The sequence below is a fragment of the Ensifer sp. ENS09 genome, from assembly GCF_014852425.1.
GTDB lineage: Bacteria > Pseudomonadota > Alphaproteobacteria > Rhizobiales > Rhizobiaceae > Ensifer.
Genome location: NZ_JACVBP010000001.1, coordinates 1053817 through 1075737 on the forward strand (window position 1 = coordinate 1053817; position 21921 = coordinate 1075737).

The following is a 21921-nucleotide window of genomic DNA, read 5'->3' on the forward strand; positions in this document are numbered from 1 at the left end:
AAAAGCGGAACGCCCGACGGTCACATTCCTTCTCCGCCTCAGGCGAAAATCTTGCCGGGATTGAAGATGTTGTCCGGATCGAGCGAGCGCTTGACCTGCCGCATGAGGTCGAGCGCATCGCCAAGTTCCGCCTCGAGGAACGGCATCTTGCCCTGTCCGATGCCATGCTCGCCGGTGCAGGTCCCGTCCATCGCCAAGGCGCGAGCGTTCAGGCGCTCGACGAACGCCTCGGCCCGCGCCACGTCGGCGGCATCCTTGTCGTCGAACAGCAGGCCGACATGGAAGTTTCCGTCGCCGGCATGGCCGACGATCGGCGCGGTCAGCCCGTGGGCGGCGCTGTCCTCCTGCGTTGCCGCCACGCATTCCGCCAGCCGCGAGATCGGCACGCAAACATCGGTCGACAGGATCGCCGCACCCGGGATCAGGCTCTTTTGCGCCCAGTAGGCATTGTGCCTGGCCTTCCAGAGCCGCGCCCGCTCCTCCGGATTGGTGGTCCAGAGGAAGTCGCTGGCGCCGAATTCCGAGGCGATCTCGCCAAACTGGCGCGCCTGCAGTTCGACGCTTTCGGGGCTGCCGTGGAATTCGACGAACAGCGTCGGCGTCTGCTTGTAGGAAAGGCCGGAATAGCCGTTGCAGGCTTTCATCTGCAGCGCATCGAGCAGTTCGATGCGCGCCACCGGAATGCCCGACTGGATGGTCAGGATCACCGCATTGCAGGCGTCTTCGATCGTCGGGAACGGGCAGACGCCGCCGGAAATCACCTCCGGAATGCCCTGCAGCCGAAGCGTGATCGAGGTGATGATGCCGAGCGTGCCTTCGGCGCCGACGAAGAGCCGCGTCAGGTCGTAGCCGGCCGAGGACTTGCGCGCCCGGTGCGCCGTGCGGACTTCACGTCCGTCAGCGGTTACCACCGTCAGCGCCAGCACATTGTCCTTCATGGTGCCGTAGCGCACCGCATTGGTGCCGGACGCCCGCGTCGAGGCCATGCCGCCGATCGAGGCGTTGGCGCCGGGATCGATCGGGAAGAACAGGCCGGTGTCGCGCAGGTAGGTGTTGAGCTCCTCACGCGTGATGCCCGGCTCGACGCGGCAGTCGAGATCCTCGGCATTGACCTCGAGCACCTTGTTCATGCGCGAGAGATCGACCGAGATGCCGCCATGGGGCGCGTTGATATGACCTTCGAGCGAGGAGCCGGTGCCGAAGGGAATAAGCGGCACCTTGTGCCGCGCGGCGATCTGGACGATCTCGCGCACGTCACCGGCGCTTTCGGCAAACGCCACGCCATCGGGAAGCTGCGCCGGAATATAGGTCGTCGTGTGGGCGTGCTGGGCGCGGATCGCCTCGCCCGTCTGGAACCGGTCGCCGAAGCGGGCGGAAAGCTCCGCCTTCGCCGCCGCAATCCCCGCCTCGTTTCTCGCGCCAGCCCTGATCGCCTTCAATGCCACGGAAAACGCCCTTCCTCTTGCATTCGCCGCGCTGCCTTTTCGCTGTTCGGGAAGCGCAGTCATTTCAAGGCGCTACTGTGCAAATCGGAATCACTTTGTCCAGACGCTCGCCCACTTCCCGCTCACAGTAGCGCAGGAAAACGCCTGACGTGAGACCGGAGTGTCACAAGACTGTATGACAGCGTGGAAAACACCAACGCTGAAAAGCCGACACGATATGTCCCCGTTTGCCGAAATGTCATTTCCACACCGCGCCGCGCGGTGATCCGTTCGGGAAGTCCTTGCGTATGAAGGCCGAGCGGAAGGACGTGTGACGTGCTTGGAGAGATCGGCAGAAAGCGACTGATGATGCGGTTGCCGCACTTGAGGGGCAGCATCGCGTCGGCATCGTCAGATTGCATGATTGAGCTGTTCTGCAGCTACGAACTTGCGGTCAACATGCGGGACGCACTCGTGTTGGGCGGCGGCCGCCCGGATCTCGCTGACGAATAACGGCAGATCTGCCTCGAACTCGAAGAAGAGGTGGAGGTCGTGCTCTGCGCGACAGCGCTGGCCGTGCGGCGTGACGGCACGTAGCGCGGGCGGGCCGGTAGACAGAGGGCCTTGCAAACGAGCAAGCCGCGTCGCACCAGATTTGCCGTTGGCAAAAGGAACGCCTCAGACCGACCGAACTCCGCTACTGCTACGTATGAGAGCGAAACGGCGGAAAACACCTGCCGTTTGCCCGGCCTTGCGCTATGATATCGGCGTGAAGGAAGGAGAGGCAAATGCTGGGTCTCACCGCTTTGCTCACCGCGTCGGTCTTCTTCGGCGCCGCCATCTACATCTCCTGGGCCGAGCAGCCGGCACGGCTGCATCTCGATGATCGCGCCGCACTCGTGCAGTGGGTGCCGTCCTATCGCCGCGGCTTCGAGATGCAGGCGACGCTCGCGCTCATCTCGGGCCTGCTCGGCGCCGGCGCCTGGGGACAGACCGGCCATGTTCTCTGGGGATTGGGCGCCGCGATCATCATCCTCAACTGGCCCTATACGCTGCTCTTCGTCCTGCCGGTCAACCGCCAGCTGGAGGCAGTCCGGCCCGAAGACGCCGGCAACGACAGTCGCGAGCTGCTCAAATATTGGGGCAGGCTCCACGCCGGGCGCAGCGCGCTTGGCGGCCTGGCGGCAGCGATCTTTCTCGTTGCCGCCTGGCTCGAATTGTAAGCCGCCCCGCTGACGGCCGTTTCGGTTAGCGCACTTCCATGGCGGCCGCTGCGTCCATCTCCTCGTGCAGCTTGCGCTCCTCGTCCGCATGCGGCTTGGTAAAGCGGGCAATGACGAGATAGGCGACCGGCGTCAGGTAGAGCGTGACGATCACCGCCAGGCCAAGGCCGCCGACGAGCACCCAGCCAAGCGCGATACGCGCCTCGGCGCCCGCGCCGCTGGCAAGCACCAGCGGGACGGCGCCGACGATGGTGGCGATCATCGTCATCATCACGGGGCGCAGGCGGATGTTGGCGGCATTCTCGATCGCCGAGCGCACGTCCTGGCCGCGGTCGCGCAGCTGGTTGGCGAATTCGACGATCAGGATGCCGTTCTTCGCCATGATGCCGACGAGCATCACAAGGCCGATCTGGCTGTAGATGTTCAGCGTGTTGCCGGTCATGATCATCGCAAACACCGCACAGGCAAGGCCCAGCGGCACCGTCGACATGATGATCAGGCCGCTGACGAAGCTTTCGAACTGGGCGGCGAGCACCAGGAAGATGATGACGAGCGCAAAGCCGAAGGTGACGAACAGGCCGTTGGCGTTTTCGTTAAGGGTCGCGGCTTCGGCAAGCGGCATGATGCGCGAGCCCGGCGGCAGCAAGGGTTCCGCCATCTGTTCGACCATCGTCAGGGCTTCCCCAAGCGCGAGGTCCGATTTGAGACCCGCCGAAAGCGACACGGCGCGAAGCTGCGATTCCCGCGACAGCTGCGGCGCCACCGCCATCTCCTCGACGCTGGCGATCGTCGACATCGGCACGATCTTGCCGTCGCCGGCCTTGAGGAAGATGTTCTGCAGGTCGGTCGGGTCGTTGACCGGATTGGTCGAGGAGAGCAGCTTCACCGGATAGGATTCGCCGTCGACATAGACATCGACGACGCTGTTGCCGTCGAGCATGGCCTGCAGCGCCCAGGCGAGGCCGCCAATATCGACGCCCATGTCGGACGCGCGCTCGCGGTCGATGGTGATCGACAGCTGCGCCTGGTTGGCTTCATAGTTGAGGCGGACGTTTTCGAAGCGCCCGGTGTCTTCCATCTGGCGCACCAGCTTTGCCGCGGCATCGCCGAGCTTGTTGTAGTCGTTGCCGACCAGCGCCACCTGCAGGCCGCTACCGGCGCCGCGAATGCCGAGACTGTTCGGCTGCATGGCAAAGACGCGAACCGAGGGGATCCGCCCGGTCACCTTGTTGATGTCAGCGACAATATCCTGTTGCGTTCGGTCGCGCTTGTCCCAGGGAGCGAGCGTCAGCACCATGAAGCCGCTGTTGACCGAACCACCCTGCCCGGAGATCGAGAAGATGTTGTCGATCTCGCCGGATTTGACCAGCGGCTGTAGGCCGTCCTCGATGCGGCGCATCTGGGCCTGGGCATATTCGAGCGAAACGCCCTGCGGCGCGTTGATGCGCATCATGATCTGCGAGCGGTCTTCGGTCGGGGTCAGCTCCGATTTCAGCGTCAAGAAGCCGGCAGCCCCCATGGCGGTGAAGAAGCCCGCGATAACGAAGACGATCAGCGGCGCGTTGAGGCAGGCGCGCAGCGTCACCCGGTAGAACCCGGCCGCCCGCGCACCGAACCGCGCCATCGGCCCCGGCACCGTATGCGTATCCTTCGTCAGCATGCGCGAGGCGAGCATCGGGCAAAGCGTCAGCGACACGAAGGAAGATAGCAGGATCGCGAAGGCAAGCACGAAGCCGAACTCCCGGAAGAGGCCTCCGGTCTGGCCCGGAAGGAACGACAGCGGCACGAAGACGGCGGCAAGCGTCGCGGTCGTCGCCAGCACCGCAAAGAACACTTCGAGCGTGCCGTGCACGGCGGCGGCCCGTGGGCCCAAGCCCTCGGCGCGACGGCGCACGATGTTTTCAAGCACCACGATCGCATCGTCGACCACGAGACCGGTCGCAAGCACGATGGCGAGCAGCGTCAGAATGTTGATCGAGAAGCCGGCGAGATAGATCGCCGCCACCGTGCCGATCAGCGCGATCGGCATCGAGATCGTCGGGATCAGCGTCGCCCGCCAGTCAAGCAGGAACATGTAGATGACGAGCGTCACGATGAACACGGCGACGATCAGCGCGATTTCCACCTCGTGAATGGCGCCGTTGATGAAGACCGCATCGTCGCTGGTAATGCGGAGCTGGGTGCCCTCGGGCAGGATCTGCGTCTGGATCGTCTCGACGACCTTGCGCACGCCCTCGGAGATATCGACGGTATTGGACTGCGCCTGGCGCACGATGCCAAGGCCGATGCCCTGGCGACCATTGGAGCGCAGCGCTGTCGTGCCGGTGTCGGGCCCGAGCGTCACGGTGGCAACGTCGCGCAGCCGCACATTGTTGACGAGGATCAGGTTTTCGAACTGCTCTGGCGTCTGCAGGTCGGCCGTGGCGCGCACCGAGATGTCCTGGCTGGCGCTGGTCAGCTTGCCGGCGGGAACGTCATAGGAGGCATTGGCGAGCGCTGTCCTGAGGTTTGCGACCGTCACCCCGCGCCCGGCGAGCTTCGCCTGGTCGAGGTCGATGCGGAAAATCTTCTCCTGGTCGCCATAGACCGCGACGTCGGCCACGCCTTCGACGGCAGCGAGCCGGTCGCTGATCTCGTTTTCGACGAGCAGCGTCATGTCTTCCATCGACATGGTGTCGGAAGTGAGCGCGAGGCGCATGATCGGCTGGCTGTCGGCATCGGCCTTGACGATGCTCGGCTCGTCGACATTGTCGGGCAACTGGTTGCGCACCCGGCCGAGTGCGTCGCGAATGTCGTTGGAGGCCTGGCCGATATCGGTCGTGTCGGAGAACTGCAACGTCACGCGGCTGCGGCCGAAGGACGAGGTCGAGGAAATGTCGCGGATGCCCTGCACGCGCGAAACGGCGCCCTCGACCACCGAGGTCACCTCGCGGTCCATCGTTTCGGGTGCTGCACCATCGAGCGTCGTCGTTACCGAGATCACCGGCTGGTCGACCTGAGGCAGTTCGCGGATTTCGATGCCGTTCCAGGCCGCAAGGCCGGCAACGACGATCAGCGTGTTGACGACCAGCGCAAATATCGGCCGGCGGATGAAGAGTGCGGTGAAGCCGGTCTTGCCGCGCTCGCGGGCCGACGCCTTGTCGCCGCCTCCCCCGTGACCGCCGCCGTGGCCGCCCGACTGACTGTCGCCGCCGCTCACTTGGTTTCCTCCGCAACCTTCTGGGCCTGATCCTGCTGCTTGCGTTCGCGGCCGGCGATGCGCACGGCGCCACCGTCGCGCAGGCGCTGCACGCCCTCGGTGACGATCTCGTCGCCTTCCTTGAGGGCAGCGTCGACGAGCACCTTGTCCGGGTTGCGCTGGATGATCTTAACCGGCACCTTCTCGCTCTTGTCGCCCGAGACGCGCCAGATATAGGAACCCTCCGAGCTCCACTGGATCGCCAGCGGATCGACCGTCGGATAGGTGTCGCCGTCAAACGCGACGGTCACGGAGAAGGACATGCCCGCGCGCAGCTTGTCCTCGGGATTTTCGAGCCGTGCGCGCACGCGCAGCGTCCGGCTCGCCTGGTCGAGACGGTTGTCGATCGCGTGGATCGCGCCGTCGAGCTTGTTTGCCGGCTCGGCAATCGCAAAGGCGGTGACCGGCTGGTCGACGCTGATCTTGTTGGCGAAACGCTCCGGCACCCAGAAATCGACGAGAATTTCCGAGCGGTCGTCTACGACGGCAATCGGCGTCGTCGTCGTGACGTAGTCGCCGACATTGACGGTGATGATGCCGACAACGCCCTTGGAGGGGGCGACGATGTCGCGGCGCTTGAGGTCGAGCTCGGCGGTCTTCAGCGCCAGCTCCGCCGTCTGCATGGCGATCTCGGCGTCGCGGACATCCACCGCCGACACCGCCCGCGCTGTGCTGAGGTTACGGTAGCGCTCGACCTTTTCACGCGCACTGTCGCGTGTCAGCCGCGCCTGGTCGGCGGCGATCTTCTGGTCGTCGCTGTCGAGCCTGGCGATCACCTGGCCTTGCGCCACTTTCTCGCCGGAACGCACGAGGATTTCGGTGAGGTTCCCGGTTGCCGTCGGCGTCACGGTGACGGAATGGATCGCCTCGCCGTTGCCGATCGCGTTCAGCCGGTCGTTGACGACGGACGTACCCGAGGGGCGGACCATGACGAGGATGGCATTGTTGCCACCCTGCCCGCGGCCGTTGCCGCGTTCGCCGCCCGCGCCGCCTTCGGTGCCGGGCTTGGACAAGGCATCGATCAGCGGGTGCGAAACACCGATCGCCGCCAGCGTTTCACCGGCGCCGGGCACAAACCGCACCCAGACGCCTGCGCCTACGAGAAGCACAGCGGCGCTCACCGCAAGCTGTTTCCAAACCCGCATTCAAGTCTCCGAATTAAGCAAAAAACACGCCCCAGCGCGGCGCGGCCGGCGGTTCGTTCCGATTGCCCGGAGTATCCCTGTTCACGCGTGTCGGGGCAACGACAGAATACCATCATTACGCAATTGTAATAAAAGCGAATTTGTTGGCGGGATGATGACGCACCGACGCTTCGTTCGACGCTTCGAAGCTTTATCCAGAAATTCACTAGACAATTACCATTTACAGCCGCCGACACTGCGCTATCCTGCAACCGCCGGCAGCGTCTTTCGGCCGGCTTTGCGCCTGTCTTCAGGCCTCTTGGGGGAGAGAAGTCGATGTGCGATGCCTGTGTCATGGAAACGGTGAAAGAGCGCATGCTCTCGCGCCGCAGCTTCTTCAAAGCCGCCGCGGTCGGCACCGCGGGCCTTGCCGCCGCAAGCGTGGGCGCGGCACCGCCGGCGCTCGCGCAGGGGCATTCAAGCGTCACCGACCTGACCCACGAACTGCACGAGGACTTCCCGACCTTCTTCGGCCAGCAGCAGTTCTTCCGCGAGGAAAAATTCAACTACGCCAAAGATAAGTTCAACATGTTCGAGCTCCGGGTGAACGAGCACACCGGCACCCATGTCGATGCGCCGCTGCACTTCTCAGCCGATGGTCTCTCCGTCGCCGAATTGCCCGTCGACAAGCTGGTGGTGCCGCTCGTGATCGTCGATATCAGAAAGAAGGCCGAGAACGATGCCGATGCGCAGGTGACGCCCGACGATCTCAAGGCCTGGGTCTCAGCCAATGGCGAAATCCCGGAAAACGCCTGCGTCGCCATGTTGTCAGGCTGGGGCGCCCATTTGGGCACGGACAAGTTCCGCAATGCCGATGGCGCCGGCAAGCTGCATTTCCCCGGCTTTCACGTCGAGGCGGCCAAATATCTCCTCGAAGAGAGCAAGGCGGCCGGCATTGCCGTCGATACGCTCTCGCTCGACCACGGCCCCTCGCCCGATTTCGCCACGCATTATGCCTGGCTGCCGGAGGGACGCTGGGGGCTGGAGGCGGCAGCCAATCTCGACAAGCTGCCGGTGAAGGGCGCGACGCTCATCCTCGGCGCACCGAAACACCGCGGCGGCACCGGCGGCCCGGCCCGCGTCTTTGCACTGGTCTAGGTCACGGACTTAGGTTTTGGATGAAGCGAGCTTGACGGGAGCAAGGTGGTTCGCTTCCACGGCGAACCACATGCTCGCGATCGTCGACCAGCTCCGCACCGGCTGCGTCACCATGGATCATGGTGCGCCAACACGACGCCGATCGCGGAAAGGTCAACGGCGACGCCTGACGCGCCGAAGCACCCTACCCGCCAACGACTTCACTGATCTGCACGATGGGCGCGATATCCGTATAGTTGGCGACATCCGCGGAGATCTCGGCGCGGTGCGGACCTAGCGCCTCCTGGAATGTCTCGAGGCTCGGCGCGTAGACGTGGCACGCCGCGACGAACTGCGGCGCGCTTCCAGGCTCGCGCCCCGCAAGGCCCTTGTCGATTTCGTAGCGCAGGCAGGCATCGCCGAGCCGCTCCTGAAGCAAGGGCATGTGGGTGGTGCGGTAGTAGTCGTGGTCGAACTTCGTGCCGCCATCGGCCGGATAGTAGACGCTCATCTTGATCATGGTCGGGCTCCTGTCTGAACGCCGCTCCGAGCGTCCGAAGCTACTTCTAGGTCACCGACCTATGGAGCACAACCAGCTTTTGGCTGGAACACGTTTGACGAGAGCAAGGTTGTTTTCGCTATGCTTTTCGAAGTGGGTGACGACGGCACGCAAGTGCCTGAGTTTGCTGACGCAGCGTTCGGCGAAGTTGGCAGAAGCCGCGGGCTGATCGAGCGCGGCAAAGGAAGGCCCCGGTTTGCGGCGTCCTGCCTTCGGGCGTATCTTGAGCGGCGGTACGGACGATGGCGGGGGTCGTCATGGTGCCACGCGCTTATCGCCTGACATTTGCACTCCTCTCCGCGGGCCCGATTCTTGGCGGGCTGTCAAACCGTGACTGTCCCGGCGGACGACACGACCGGCCCGACCACAAAACTCGAAATCACCGGCATCCTGGACGACCACGGCAACCCCGACCCGGTCTTTAACGACAGCCGTTGCTGCGACCGGCGGCGAAGCGTTCCCGATCTGGCGCCGCTCACCATCGCGGCTTCGGCCGAGGATCCCGAGAGCGGCGTGCGCGACATCGCCGTCTGGATCTGGGCCATCAAGCGCTGCCGCTACGTCGACAGCACCGGAGATTTTCAGATCACGCAATCGACCGTAGCCGCTGCTGGCACGGCTTCGGGTACGTTTCCATCAGGCAGTTCCGCGCCGCTCAGCCGTGCTTCGACAGCAACCGTTCGCATGGCCGACACACCCTATGGGGCCTGCAACCCCAAGACCGTCACGAACGCCAGCGGCCAGACACGCGTGGTCGCCGCGCGGCCGACGGGCTTTTGCGGCCGCAGGGTCTTCATCGTCACGCAGAACGGCAACGCCTATCAGGGCTCGAGCAAGGGCGTGCTGTTTACATCGGGCCCCTTCGGCTCGAACAATCAACCCTGCACCGAAATCCCCAATTGAACGCATCGGCGACGGCTCCTCAAACGCAACGCTGGCAATCGCCGCAACGTCGGCTATCGTCACCGCTTCAGGCGACCGGCCGGCCCGCACACAATCGCCGAGAACAACAGCGAAGGAGCCCCATGAGCACCGTAACCCCGCCCCCAAATCCGGAAGCCCATCCACGCGTCAAGGCCGTGTTCGACGACATCCGCGCCACCCGCAAGTCCGATTTCATCAACAATATGTGGCTGTGGCTCGCCTTCGACCCGGAGCTTCTGGAACAGACCTGGCGCGACGTGAAGGCGGTGATGGCAACGCCGTCGGCGCTCGATCCGCTGGTCAAGGAGATGCTCTACATCGCCGTTTCCGTCACCAATGGCTGCGGCTACTGCGCCCATTCCCATACGGCGGCGGCAAAATCCAAGGGCATGAGCGATGCCGAGCACTCGGACCTGCTCCGGGTGATCTCGCTTGCCGCTCGCACCAACCAGCTGGCGACCGCGTTGCAGGTGCCCGTCGATCCCGCTTTCGACAAAACGGCTGGGTGAAGCATGTCGCGCAAAAGTGTGAAGCGGTTTTGTGGCGACGACATGCCACAAACGAAACAGGCCCAAGAATAAGCGGTCTCGAAATCGCCTGTCTTTCCACAGGCTTGGTACGGCCAGCGCAGAAAACGGAATAAAAGAAGAACATCCTTTCTGGCCTTTCCCCACCGAATCACTACATTGAGCCGCATGATGAGTGGTTTCGACGACATTCCCTTCTTCGACGAGGAGCCGGCGCCGCGCAAGCAGCAGCCCGCCCCCGCAGGTGTTCCGGCAACTGGCGGCATTGCTGCGCGCGCCATGGCGGCGCGCGATCGCGCCCAGCCGCGCCCGGATTATCTCCAAGGCCTCAACCCGGAACAGGCCGAAGCCGTCGAGACGCTGGACGGACCCGTGCTGGTGCTCGCCGGCGCCGGCACCGGCAAGACCCGGGTGCTGACGACGCGCATCGCCCACATCCTGACCACCGGCCGCGCCTTCCCCTCGCAGATGCTCGCGGTGACCTTCACCAACAAGGCGGCGCGCGAGATGAAGGAGCGCATCGGCGTGCTCGTCGGCCATGCGGTCGAAGGCATGCCCTGGCTCGGCACCTTCCACTCGATCGGCGTCAAGCTCCTACGCCGCCACGCCGAACTCGTGGGCCTGCGCTCCGATTTCACCATTCTCGACACCGACGACGTGGTGCGGTTGATCAAGCAGCTGATCCAGGCCGAAGGCATCGACGACAAGCGCTGGCCGGCCAAGCAGTTCGCCGGCATGATCGACGGCTGGAAGAACAAGGGGCTCGACCCCGCGCAGATCCCCGAGGGCGACGCCCGCGCCTTTGCCAACGGCAAGGGCCGCGAACTCTACGCCGCCTACCAGAACCGGCTTTTGACGCTGAACGCCTGCGACTTCGGCGATCTTCTCTTGCACCCGATCCGCATCTTCCGAAACCATGCGGACGTGCTGAAGGACTATCACGACAAGTTCCGCTACATCCTCGTCGACGAGTACCAGGACACCAATACGGCCCAGTACATGTGGCTGCGGCTGCTCGCCCAGCGGCCGAAGGGCGTCCCGCAGAACGTCTGCTGTGTCGGCGACGACGACCAGTCGATCTATGGCTGGCGCGGCGCGGAGGTGGACAACATCCTGCGCTTCGAGAAGGATTTCCCCGGCGCCAAGGTGATCAAGCTCGAGCGCAACTATCGCTCGACCGAACATATTCTGGGTGCTGCCGGCCATCTGATCGCCCACAACGAGGGCCGCCTCGGCAAGACGCTCTTCACCGACCGCACCGACCCGGATGACGAGAAGGTGCAGGTGCACGCCGCCTGGGACAGCGAAGAGGAAGCCCGCGCCGTCGGCGAGGAAATCGAGCAGCTGCAGCGCAAGAGCCACAAGCTCAACGACATGGCGATCCTGGTGCGCGCCTCATTCCAGATGCGCGAGTTCGAAGACCGCTTCGTCACCCTCGGCCTCAACTACCGCGTCATCGGCGGCCCGCGCTTCTACGAACGCCTCGAAATCCGCGATGCGATGGCCTATTTCCGCCTGGTCTGCCAACCGGCCGACGATCTCGCCTTCGAGCGCATCGTCAACACGCCGAAGCGTGGCCTTGGCGATACCACCGTGCGCACCCTGCACGACTATGCCCGCGCCCGCGACATTCCGATGCTGGCGGCCGCTTCAGAGATCATCGAGACCGACGAGCTGAAGCCGAAGGCGCGCAAAGCCCTGTTCGACGTCGTCACCGATTTCCGCCGCTGGCAGAGCCTGCTTGAAACAACCGTGCATACCGAGCTTGCCGAGCAGATCCTCGACGAGAGCGGCTATACGGCGATGTGGCAGAACGACAAGACGGCCGAAGCCCCCGGCAGGCTCGAAAACCTGAAGGAACTGATCCGCTCGATGGAAGCGTTCGAGAGCCTGCGCGGCTTCCTCGAACACGTGGCGCTGGTCATGGATGCCGAGCAGAACGAGAACCTCGACGCCGTCTCGATCATGACGCTGCACTCGGCCAAGGGCCTGGAGTTCGACACCGTCTTCCTGCCGGGCTGGGAGGAAGGCCTGTTTCCGCACCAGCGCGCGCTTGACGAAGGCGGCCGCTCGGGCCTCGAGGAAGAACGCCGCCTTGCCTATGTCGGCATCACCCGCGCCAAGCATCGCTGCCACATCTGGTTCGTCTCCAACCGCCGCATCCACGGCCTCTGGCAGTCGACCATGCCGTCACGCTTCCTCGAGGAGTTGCCGCTTGCCCATGTGGACGTTGCCGAAAACGAGCAGTCCTATGGCGGCTACGGTCGCGGCGGCTACGGCCAGTCGCGCTTCGACAAGGCCGACCCCTTCCAGAACAACTATTCGACCCCCGGCTGGAAGCGCGCGCAGCAAAACCGTTCCGACGCCACCCGCGACAACTGGGGCACCCGCTCCGGCCACGCGGTCGAGCGCATCGGCTACGGCGAAAGCGGCCCGCGCGGCCGCACGATCGACGGCGAGCTGGTGGCGAAATCGACAGCCACGGAACCCTCGCGCTTCTCGGTCGGCGACCGCGTCTTCCACATGAAGTTCGGCAACGGCAACATCGCCGCCATCGAAGGCAACAAGCTCACCATCGACTTCGACCGCGCCGGCCAGAAGCGTGTGCTGGACGGGTTTGTCGAGAAGGCGTGAGACCTGGGTAGGCGCGGCCCGCCCCCTCAAACCGCCTTGCGATACACCAGAAACCCCGACTTCTCCGCCACCTTGTCGTAGAGCGTCATCGCCGTCTCGTTGGTCTCGTGCGTCATCCAGTAGACGCGCGGCGCGCCGACGGCCCGTGCCGCCTCGTAGACGCCCTCGATCAGCGCCCGGCCGACACCCTTGCCGCGCGCCTGCGCGTTGGTGAATAGGTCCTGCAGGTAGCAGTTCGGCTGGATCATCGTCGTCGAGCGGTGGAAGAGATAGTGGGTCAGCCCGATCAGCCGCCCTTCGCTTTCGGCCACAAGCGCGTGAACGGGCTCATAGGCATCGAAGAAGCGCGACCAGGTCATCGCAGTGATCGCCGGGTCGAGCGCCGTTTCGCCGGAGCGGCCGTAAAAGGCGTTGTAGCCGTCCCAGAGCGGCAGCCACTGCTCGTAGTCGGTGGGGGCGATCGGGCGGATGTGAAGGTTTTCGGTCATTGCAAGATCCTGAAACGGGATGAAATCGAAGGAATAGCTGAAGCGGTGTTACCGTTTGGTCATCGCCGCGGTGATTGCCTGAACGTCGGTCATGATCGCATCGCCCATGAAGGCGATGTTTTCCATCGCGCGCTCGCCGGCCTCGTGATGCCCCGCCCCGCAGGCGTCGCGCACGACGACCGGCACGAGGCCGAGATCGGTCGCATGGCGCACGGTTGGGTCGATGCCGATCTCCGTGGCGATCCCGCAGATGGCAAAGGAAGTCAGCCCGAGGTCGCGCAGGATCATGGCGAGCGGCGTGCCCTCGAAGGCCGAGAATGTGATCTTGTCGAGGATCGCCTCGTCCGCGCGCGGCGCAAGTTCGGGCACCAGCTCGAATCCGGGCGTACCGCGCAGGAACCAGGGATGCACCGCTTCCGGATTGTCCGTGCGCTGCCAGGCCATTGCTTGGCGCAGCTGGAAGGCGCCCATCAGAGGCTTCGGCATCGATAGATGCCTAAGAAAGATCACCGGAAATCCGCCTGCCCGCGCAGCGTCCAGCACCTTCAGCACCTTGGACAGCACCGCCGGGCCGTTCTTGACCTGATTGGTAATCCCCACCTGCATGTCATAGACGATGAGCGCCATCCGATCAGGCCGACAGAAATCCTCAAGCGTCTTTCCGATTTCCAGTTTCGCGGCCATGACATCTCCTCCGGGCGCCTCCTCCGGCGCCCCCTCTCCCGGCAACATCGCGCGCCGGGAATGTGGCGCGGCAGAAGGAGGCTTGCAAGACGATTTCGGCCGCCTCACGCAACTATTCGGATGCCTGGCCAAAGTCGCGGCAACCGGAGCCGAGCTTGACCGGAACAGGGATCAATCGCGCTCATTGCGCAGCCGCGCCTTCTCCATCAACGCAATTACCTCCTCGTCCGCCGTCTGCTCGAAATTGCGGTAGTAGAGCCCGACAGCACGGAAGGCAAAGGGTGTGGCGAGACAGACGACACGATCGACCTCGCTGCGCAATTCCGTGAGCTCACTTTTCGGCGCCACCGGAACGGCAAGCATGATGCGTCCCGCCCCCATCCGCCGCAGCGCCTTGATCGCTGCGCGCACGGTGCCACCGGTGGCGATACCGTCGTCGACGAGGATCACGTCGCGGTCCCGGGGCGACGTCGGCGCACGGTCGCCGAAATAGAGGGTGCGGCGGCGCAGGATCTCGGCGCGCTGACGCTCGATCTCGGCCTCCAGATAGCCTTTCGGCGGGCGGACCAGCCGGATCGCCCGGCGGTTGAGCACCAGTTCCGGCTCCTCGCCGTCGACCAGCGCGCCCAGACCGAATTCTTCATGCCCCGGCGCGCCGATCTTCCGAACGATCAGGATTTCCAACGGCGCGGCGATATGGATCGCGATTTCATAGGCGACCGGCACGCCACCGCGCGGCAGCGCCATCACGAGCGGATCGTCAAGGCGCTCGCCTTCGACCGCGTGCGCCAACTGGCGCCCGGCATCCGCCCTATCCTCGAAGAGCCACGTTGCCGTGAACATGTCGCCTCTCCCGCCTTGTTTTCCTGCTCCATCATCGGCTTGAAAGGGGACGGAAATACCCGGCCCGGGGTTCAAATCGCACCGTCTGAAGAGCATCAACCGGGCCTACCCGCGCCACCGCTTGCGCGCGCCTCATCGCCTATCGGCGCGCCCTCTCCCGGTTGATCCGGCGCCGCTGTGAACAACCGCGCCAATCCCGGCCAATCGCTAAAATTGCAACGGATTTCGCCGGGTTTCGTTAAGGCGCCATCGCTACCAATTGGCGTCACATATCTGGCTGAGACGCAAGCCGCCTTTGTTGATTTTAGCACGACAGGCCGTTTCGAAATGAGCTTTCTCCCTGCCATATCGATCATCGCTCTTTTGGCGATGCTCCCTGTGCTGATTTCCCTGCGGGCCTCGATGGTCGAGGGAGGCACGGATTTCGCAGCCGCCTGCGCCACTGCAGCCGCGGCGACGCTGTTTCTGATGCTGTGCGAGATCCCAGCGCTGCGGCCGTTGTCGCTGATCGGCATCGTCTTTCTCGTGGGCGCCTGCCTTTTCGTGCTCTCGGGCTTTCACCGGGCGCTCGGTGTCCTCCGGCCGATATCGACGCCGTTGGTCGCTGCCGCCTCGATTTCGGCCGTGGTGCTGCTGATTGCCGCCTTCGGCCCGCAGAGCGCGACATTGCACGCGCTGTCGGCCGTCGGCATTGCCGCCGCCTTCGTGCTGATCATCGCCGTCTGTTCGCAGCATCGGCGCACCGCGCCGGGGCCGATCGAGCGCCTGTGCGTCATCGGTTGCGCCGCCGTCGGCTGTTCCGCCCTGATCGCGGTCACGATCTTCTCGCCGATTGCCCACGGGACCGACGAAACCCCGCTGGCGTCGGCCAGCTGGGACTTCGCCTGCGTCGCGCTCAGGTACTTCTACCTGCCTGTGCTGTTCCTCGGCGTGATCCTGATGATCCAGAACCGGGTGATCACTGACCTCAAGAGCGCCATTGCCCGCGACGAGTTGACGGGCGCCTTGTCGCGCCGCGCCCTGCTCGACCTTGGACAACGCACCCTGGCCGTCGGTTTCGCGCGCCAGAGGCCCGTCACCTTCCTGCTGCTCGATCTCGACTATTTCAAGCAGATCAACGACCGCTACGGCCACGCAGTTGGCGACACGGCGCTCGGCCATTTCGCCGGCACCGTCGCTGCCTGTCTCGGCGGACGCGGCACGCTTGGGCGCATTGGCGGCGAAGAGTTTGGCATCGTCCTGCCCAATCACTCGGAAGACGCCGCCTTTGCGGTGGCCGAGGAGATCGGCCGCACCGTGCGCGATACACCGATCGGCCGCTTCGACCGCCCGATCCGGCTGACGGTGAGCATTGGCCTTGCCGAAGCCGAGCCCGGCGATACGATCAGCGACATCATGATCCGCGCCGACATGGCGCTCTACGACGCCAAGGCCGACGGTCGCGACCGCTGCACCATCGCCGGCCGCTTCCAGCCCGAGGCCAGCGCACGGGCGCTGGCCGCCGCCGCCGCGCAGATGCGGGCCGCCGAAACCCGAAACCTCGAGCCGCAGCTCCTTCGCGGCACCGCCTGAGCCGACGGCGCCTTGTAAAGCGAACTGGCGAACCTATGTGAACCTCGCTGCCCGCGCACGTGTGTCCTTGGAGCTGCTCCGGTGAAAACACGCGCGAATTCATATCGATACGGCGCCCTTGCGTGAGACGTCAGGCGCTGCAGGAGGACACCCATGTCGCGTTCGCTTCGTGCGCTCTTTTTTGCCGGCCTTGCCATCGCCGCCGCCGCCCTGCCTGCCCGCGCCGAAACGGTGGGCGAAGTCGGGGTCGACTGGCTCGGCAACGACATCATGATCGATGCGGTTACCGACCCGAAGATCAAGGGCGTGACCTGCCATGTCACCTATTTCGACCGCAGCGTCATCGACCGGCTGAAGAACGGCAACTGGTTCGAGGATCCGTCGAACAATTCGATCGCCTGCCGGCAGACCGGCCCGATCGAAATCGGCGATATCGATCTTTCCAAGGAGGGCGAAGAAGTGTTTCGCGCCGGCTTGTCGCTCGTCTGGAAGAACCTGCTCGTCACGCGGATCTACGATCGCAAGAACGACACGCTGATCTATCTGGCGCATTCGCGCGAATTGACGGATGGCTCGGCGAAGATGTCGATCACCACCATTCCGCTCTACGGCCAGACGGTCAATTGGCAGAACGGCAAGCCGCAATAGGAGCGGCCCCTGCCGCCGGGATCGGCGCGCAAGGCGATCGGTCAAGGTTGAAAGCGCCTGCCCCTTCGCAGGCGCTTCCGAAACCTCTTCGGTGCGGAACAGGGAGAAGTCTGGGAGCAACCCGTTCCGCTTTCGTGCATGCCTGAAGTGCCATGCGTTCAAGCGAACGCACAAGGACTTCCTGGCACATTCATTTCAAATCAACTGTCCGCTTCAAGCGTTTCCACTGGAGCGGGATGGTCTAGTAGGCCGTCGGCGGAACGATGCCCTGGTAATAATCGCCATCGCCGCCCTGGTATTGGCCATAGGGATTGCGGTCGCGATAGACCGGGGTCGGTGCTGCAGGTCTGTTGATGCTGCCCGTCGACATCGTGTCAACCGAAGCGGTCGGCCGCTTCATCGGCGTCATCGTCTTGTGCGTGTTCATCGTCCCGGGAGGGTTGTTGACGTCGATGCCCGGATAGTAGCTATCGGCCAAAGCCGGTCCGGCGATGACCATCGTAACGGAGAGCACGGCGGCGAGTTTCCTGAGAGAGATTGTCATAGGTTCAACTCCTGTTTGCGAGACAGGCACCCGGCCTCCGTTCGGGCACCAGCAACAATCATAAGTTAGTACAAGTATCGTCGCCGGCCGCATGACGTTTTGTCACAATGGCATCCCCCAAGCGTGAAGTTCATTGCCGAAGTTTAACTTGACCGTATCGTTCCAGAACGGGCGAAATTGGCCGGAGATCATGCCGAAACGCAAGAAAGCCCCGGCGCCGATGCGCCGGGGCTTTCTCAAGCGACAAACAAGCTTGCGTCAGGCGGCCTGGGCCAGCTCGTCGGCGATGACCGTGTCGAGGTTGAGGAAGCAGACCATGGTCTTTTCGAGCGCGACAATGCCGCGGCAGAAGGCGCGCTGCGCTTCCGGGATGATCTCCGGTGCCGGCTGCAAAGCTTCGCTCTTGATCGTCATCATGTCAGAGACCTGCTCGACGAGCAGACCGACAAGCTTGCCGGCGATATCGGTAACGATGATCGCGGAGCGCTCCGACGGCTCGGTCATCTTCATGCCGAGGCGGGCCGCCATGTCGATGACCGGAATCACCGCGCCGCGCAGGTTGATGAGACCGAGCACGTAGGGCGGCGTGTGCGGCATCGGGGTCACCGGCGCCCAGCCGCGGATTTCGCGGATCGCCATGATATCGATGCAGAATTCCTGGTCGCCGAGGTGGAACGACACGATTTCGAGATAGGCACCGGACTGCTTGATTGCGTTGCTCATGATCAGAATTCTTCCCAGTTCTCACCGGAGGCCGTCGTCGACGGCACCGAGCCCGGTTTGTTGCCGAATGCGCCCGCAAGCTTGCCCATCAGGGCCTTGGCGGGGGATGGAGTTGGAAACGAGGCCATTTTGGCCGCGCCGATCTTGCGCAGAGGCACCGCTTCGCTGGTGCCCTTGGCTGCCGGCCGCTGAACGGCTGAAACCGAAGGTGCTTTTGTCTGCGCCGGCGCAGCGGTCCTCGTCGCCGGCGTCACGGGCGCCGGCGCCGGCATGGCGCGCTGCATCGTGTGCCCCTCGCGGAACTGGCCGACGAGGTCCGTCAGTCGCTCCGCGTCCTGCGCCAGTGTGTGGCTGGAGGCGTTGGTCTGCTCGACCATCGCTGCGTTTTGCTGCGTCATCTGGTCGAGCTGGCCGACGGCCGTGCTGATCTCGTTGAGGCCGGTCGACTGTTCGCGCGCCGCCATCACGATCGAGGTCATCAATTCGTTGATGCGCGCGACATCGGTGCCGATCCGACCGAGCGCCTCGCCGGTCGCCTGCACCAGCTTGACGCCTGAGCCGACCTCGGTGCCGGAGCGGCTGACGAGTGCCTTGATGTCCTTGGCAGCACCGGCTGCCCGCTGCGCCAGCTCGCGCACTTCCTGCGCAACGACCGCAAAGCCCTTGCCGGCTTCGCCTGCGCGTGCCGCCTCGACGCCGGCATTCAGCGCCAGGAGGTTGGTCTGGAAGGCGATTTCGTCGATGACGTTGATGATCTTGCCGATCTCGTTGGAAGCGCCTTCGATGCGCGCCATCGCCGAGATAGCCTGGCCGACGATGCGGCCGGACTCCTCCGCATTGGTGCGGGTCTGGTCAACCATCTGGCTCGCCTCTTCGGCGCGCTGGGTCGCGGTGCGCACGGTCACGGTAATTTCGTCGAGCGCTGCCGAGGTCTGCTCCAGCGAGGCGGCCTGTCGCTCGGTGCGCCGCGCCAGGTCATCGGCGGCGGTGCGCATCTGCCGGCCGTTGGATTCGATCGAGAGCGCATTGTCCTTGACGCTCGAAAGCACCACGCGCAGCCGCTCCACCGTCTGGTTGAAGTTCTGCCGGAGCTGATCGAGGTTTCCGTCGAACGGCCGGTCGATGGCAACCGCCAGATCGCCGTCGGCCAGCTGCGTCAGCGCGCGGCCGAGAGTGTCGATCGCCGCCTGGATGCGGCGTACCGCCTCCTCGCGCTCGTGCTGCTGCTGTTCGCGCTCCTTCTCGATTTCGCGCCGGCTGTGTGCGGCACTCTGTTCGAGCGATTGCTTCTCGATCGCCGACAGGCGGAAGAGGTCGACGGAGCGCGCCATTGCGCCGATTTCGTCACCACGGTCGAGTGCTTCCAGCTTGGTCGAAAGTTCGCCTTTCTGGATCCGCTGCATGCCGTCGCGCAAGGACAGAATGCCCTGCCTGAGCGTGCTGCCATGGAACCAGAGCAGATAAAGCAGCGTCGCCATGGCAAGGAGGCCGGAGGCGAGCTGAAGCTGGAACGCCTGGTCGGAGGTGGCGCGCGCCTCGGCGACACGCGTCTGAACCAGCGTGGCTGCCGCCTCGGAGAGATTGGCGAGCGCTTGAGCGATCCGTTCGCCGGCGCCGTCGATCGCATCGTCGATCTTGCCGAAGTCGTCGGCCGAAGCCTTGCCCTCGATCAGCGCCTTCAGGTCCGTGCCGATCGCCTGACGCAGTTCGGCGACGTCGGCGTCAAAGGTCGAAAGCGCATCGCCGCGGCCGAGCAGGGCGGCCAGCGCCTTGATGTCGGTCGATTTCGTCTCGAGCAGCTTCAGGATCTCGGCGATGCTGGCGGCGCGCGCCGGCTGGATCGCGCCCTCCTCGCGGTCGATGATGCTGTCCATCGCATTGAGCACGAGATTGGTGGTCGCAAGCCGGACCTCGTCGACCGTGGTCAGCCCGTTCTGCGCGGCGAGCGCGCCTTGCAGGGCATCGTTGGCCTGGCGGCCCTCGTACCAGCCGACGCCGAGCACGGAGCCGAAACCGACGAAAGCGGCACCGGCAAGCGTTGCCAGCCGTTGGCTTACGGAAAGATTGCGCTTCAATGAGGAAGATGCGGCAGTCATAGACAGTCCATGCTCACGGACCCGGCGCGGGCCGGATCCTCCGTTAGGATCGATGCGGAAAACCGGGCTCGATCAAACCGGATGACCTCATGTCATGTCGGAGCAGAACGCTCCCCCCGCGCTGGAAAAACACTGTCAAACAGACCTTAAACATTCGCTAAGGCGCCCCATAGATCCCCAGGGAAAACGCCTTATTTTCGGATTCGCGCATATTTGCTGCAAGCGCCGGTTTTCCCGGCATTTAAGGGCACAATCCATCGGCGCGCCGGCCGCCGCTTTTCACCCCGGTCTGGTCGGGCCCATGCACAACCACGGTCCGTCGGCAAGCACGCCCGCTTCCCCTTGCCGCCCGAACTGCTATGATGACGCCATGAACACGAAGACCGCGCGCTCGATCCGCCTTCCCCTCGCCGCAACCCTTGCGACCGCGATCGCTGTCGTGCTGCTGCTTGCCTTCCGCGGCTGGATGGAAAACGGCGCCGAGATGTTCCTGGCGCTTGCCCAGTCCGGCCTTTCCTGGTGCCTCTAGCATAGACTAGCGTCGCCGAGACCGGACGCCGCCCCTGACATTTAAGTTCTCCCGGACAGTGTTGACTCGGGAGATTGCCACACGGCCCCGTCTCCCCGTCATGATGGAGAGAAGGTCGCGACGCGGGCTGAGGGGCAGTTCCCGACCGCAATGCACCGCCACAACCTGCGGCAATTGTCCCATTTGCGCGGGGTCCGTGAAGGCGGTATCAAGGGCCGATCAACCGGACACGGCCGTCTTCGGCCCCAACACATCGGTAGCACGCATGAAAACCATCCGCATCGTCCTTTGGGCCGCCGTCGTCGTTATGGCGGGTATCCTGGGCTGGCTGACCTATGAAATGACCCAGTCGAAGCAACAGGCGGCGTCCGGCCCCTTCGGCGTTCCCTTCACGCTGGTCGCCCAGGACGGCAAGGAAATCACCGAGAAGGCCTTCACCGGCAAGCCGACGGCGCTCTTCTTCGGCTTCACCCATTGCCCCGAGGTTTGCCCGACGACGCTGTTCGAACTGAACGGTTGGCTGGAAAAGGTCGATCCTGACGGCACCAAGCTGCAGGCCTTTTTCATCACCGTCGATCCCGAGCGCGACACGCCTGAGATCCTCGGCCAGTACGTTTCCAACGTCTCCAAGCGTATCACCGGCATTTCCGGCCCGGCCGACAAGGTCATGGAAATGGTCAAGGGCTTCCGCGTCTATGCCAAGAAGGTTCCGGTCGACGCCGCCAAGCCCGATGGCGACTACACGATGGACCACACCGCATCGGTGTTCCTGCTCGACGCCAACGGCAAGTTCTCCGGCACTATCGCCTACGAGGAGAACCCGGAAACGGCGGTCAAGAAGCTGGAAAACCTGACCAAGGGCTGAGCCCTTCGATCCTGACCTGAAGATGCAAGCGCCGGCCCCGTCCGGCGCTTTGCCTTTGCAGGGCAATCGTGATAGCGCACAGCACACGATTGCCGACGCTCGAGCGCACCCCTTCACGGCCTGGTGCGGGCGGCGGATT

At 64.3% G+C, this 21921-nt stretch carries 19 protein-coding genes; 9 read left to right on the top strand and 10 right to left on the bottom strand.

Going from position 1 to position 21921, the window contains the following annotated elements:
• Nucleotides 1-38 precede the first annotated feature (38 nt).
• Nucleotides 39-1445 (bottom strand): FAD-linked oxidase C-terminal domain-containing protein, encoded by a 1407-nt coding sequence (locus IB267_RS05350; protein ID WP_192446708.1) that lies wholly within the window; start codon nucleotides 1443-1445, stop codon nucleotides 39-41.
• A gap of 767 nt (nucleotides 1446-2212) precedes the next feature.
• Between IB267_RS05350 and IB267_RS05355 the strand changes: the two genes are divergently transcribed.
• On the top strand, nucleotides 2213-2647 hold the full coding sequence (locus IB267_RS05355; RefSeq protein ID WP_192446709.1) for a DUF1772 domain-containing protein: 435 nt from the start codon (nucleotides 2213-2215) through the stop codon (nucleotides 2645-2647).
• A gap of 25 nt (nucleotides 2648-2672) precedes the next feature.
• Here the strand turns inward: IB267_RS05355 and IB267_RS05360 are convergent, their stop codons facing one another.
• Both IB267_RS05360 and IB267_RS05365 read right to left on the bottom strand, forming a co-directional pair.
• Nucleotides 2673-5846 carry an efflux RND transporter permease subunit gene (locus IB267_RS05360; protein WP_371742498.1) on the bottom strand — a complete coding sequence of 1058 codons (3174 nt, stop codon included), beginning with the start codon at nucleotides 5844-5846 and terminating at the stop codon, nucleotides 2673-2675.
• The gene (locus IB267_RS05365; protein WP_192446710.1) at nucleotides 5843-7030 is read right to left on the bottom strand and encodes an efflux RND transporter periplasmic adaptor subunit; all 1188 of its coding nucleotides are present in this window, start codon (nucleotides 7028-7030) and stop codon (nucleotides 5843-5845) included. Before IB267_RS05365 ends, IB267_RS05360 begins: the two co-directional genes overlap by 4 nt.
• 315 nt (nucleotides 7031-7345) lie before the next feature.
• Here IB267_RS05365 and IB267_RS05370 point away from each other — a divergent pair, with 315 nt between their 5' ends.
• Entirely contained in the window at nucleotides 7346-8167 is an 822-nt protein-coding gene (locus tag IB267_RS05370; protein WP_192446711.1) for a cyclase family protein, read from the top strand.
• Between the two features lie 184 nt (nucleotides 8168-8351).
• On the opposite strand, the gene IB267_RS05375 is transcribed toward IB267_RS05370, so the two are convergent.
• On the bottom strand, nucleotides 8352-8666 hold the full coding sequence (locus IB267_RS05375; RefSeq protein WP_192446712.1) for an EthD family reductase: 315 nt from the start codon (nucleotides 8664-8666) through the stop codon (nucleotides 8352-8354).
• Between the two features lie 369 nt (nucleotides 8667-9035).
• Here IB267_RS05375 and IB267_RS05380 point away from each other — a divergent pair, with 369 nt between their 5' ends.
• From IB267_RS05380 to IB267_RS05390, 3 genes are all read left to right on the top strand, one after another.
• Complete coding sequence (locus tag IB267_RS05380; protein WP_192446713.1) at nucleotides 9036-9608, top strand: hypothetical protein; 573 nt, start codon at nucleotides 9036-9038, stop codon at nucleotides 9606-9608.
• A 122-nt stretch (nucleotides 9609-9730) separates the two neighbouring features.
• On the top strand, nucleotides 9731-10138 hold the full coding sequence (locus tag IB267_RS05385; protein ID WP_192446714.1) for a carboxymuconolactone decarboxylase family protein: 408 nt from the start codon (nucleotides 9731-9733) through the stop codon (nucleotides 10136-10138).
• Between the two features lie 186 nt (nucleotides 10139-10324).
• Nucleotides 10325-12790, top strand: a complete 2466-nt coding sequence (locus tag IB267_RS05390) for an ATP-dependent helicase (protein ID WP_192446715.1) — start codon at nucleotides 10325-10327, stop codon at nucleotides 12788-12790.
• Nucleotides 12791-12816: 26 nt separating this feature from the next.
• Here IB267_RS05390 and IB267_RS05395 read toward each other — a convergent pair whose 3' ends face one another.
• The 3 genes from IB267_RS05395 to IB267_RS05405 all read right to left on the bottom strand — a co-directional run bounded on the left by IB267_RS05395 (nucleotide 12817) and on the right by IB267_RS05405 (nucleotide 14805).
• Entirely contained in the window at nucleotides 12817-13278 is a 462-nt protein-coding gene (locus IB267_RS05395; RefSeq protein ID WP_192446716.1) for a GNAT family N-acetyltransferase, read from the bottom strand.
• Nucleotides 13279-13326: 48 nt separating this feature from the next.
• A complete protein-coding gene (locus IB267_RS05400) occupies nucleotides 13327-13962 on the bottom strand; it encodes a cysteine hydrolase family protein (protein ID WP_192446717.1) in 636 nt (211 codons plus the stop codon).
• 171 nt (nucleotides 13963-14133) lie between these two features.
• Nucleotides 14134-14805 carry a phosphoribosyltransferase gene (locus tag IB267_RS05405; RefSeq protein ID WP_192446718.1) on the bottom strand — a complete coding sequence of 224 codons (672 nt, stop codon included), beginning with the start codon at nucleotides 14803-14805 and terminating at the stop codon, nucleotides 14134-14136.
• Nucleotides 14806-15132: 327 nt separating this feature from the next.
• On the opposite strand from IB267_RS05405, the gene IB267_RS05410 reads away from it, so the two are divergent.
• On the top strand, nucleotides 15133-16377 hold the full coding sequence (locus IB267_RS05410) for a diguanylate cyclase (protein ID WP_192446719.1): 1245 nt from the start codon (nucleotides 15133-15135) through the stop codon (nucleotides 16375-16377).
• A 153-nt stretch (nucleotides 16378-16530) separates the two neighbouring features.
• Complete coding sequence (locus tag IB267_RS05415) at nucleotides 16531-17025, top strand: CreA family protein (protein ID WP_192446720.1); 495 nt, start codon at nucleotides 16531-16533, stop codon at nucleotides 17023-17025.
• Between the two features lie 241 nt (nucleotides 17026-17266).
• Here IB267_RS05415 and IB267_RS05420 read toward each other — a convergent pair whose 3' ends face one another.
• From IB267_RS05420 to IB267_RS05430, 3 genes are all read right to left on the bottom strand, one after another.
• On the bottom strand, nucleotides 17267-17569 hold the full coding sequence (locus tag IB267_RS05420) for a hypothetical protein (RefSeq protein ID WP_192446721.1): 303 nt from the start codon (nucleotides 17567-17569) through the stop codon (nucleotides 17267-17269).
• 258 nt (nucleotides 17570-17827) lie between these two features.
• Nucleotides 17828-18292, bottom strand: a complete 465-nt coding sequence (locus tag IB267_RS05425; protein ID WP_034792537.1) for a chemotaxis protein CheW — start codon at nucleotides 18290-18292, stop codon at nucleotides 17828-17830.
• Nucleotides 18293-18294: 2 nt separating this feature from the next.
• The gene (locus tag IB267_RS05430) at nucleotides 18295-20388 is read right to left on the bottom strand and encodes a methyl-accepting chemotaxis protein (RefSeq protein ID WP_192446722.1); all 2094 of its coding nucleotides are present in this window, start codon (nucleotides 20386-20388) and stop codon (nucleotides 18295-18297) included.
• A 370-nt stretch (nucleotides 20389-20758) separates the two neighbouring features.
• Between IB267_RS05430 and IB267_RS05435 the strand changes: the two genes are divergently transcribed.
• Nucleotides 20759-20917: a hypothetical protein gene (locus IB267_RS05435; protein ID WP_192446723.1), complete on the top strand. Its 159-nt coding sequence runs from the start codon at nucleotides 20759-20761 to the stop codon at nucleotides 20915-20917.
• A gap of 265 nt (nucleotides 20918-21182) precedes the next feature.
• Nucleotides 21183-21782: an SCO family protein gene (locus tag IB267_RS05440; protein ID WP_192446724.1), complete on the top strand. Its 600-nt coding sequence runs from the start codon at nucleotides 21183-21185 to the stop codon at nucleotides 21780-21782.
• The last annotated feature ends 139 nt before the right edge of the window (nucleotides 21783-21921 follow it).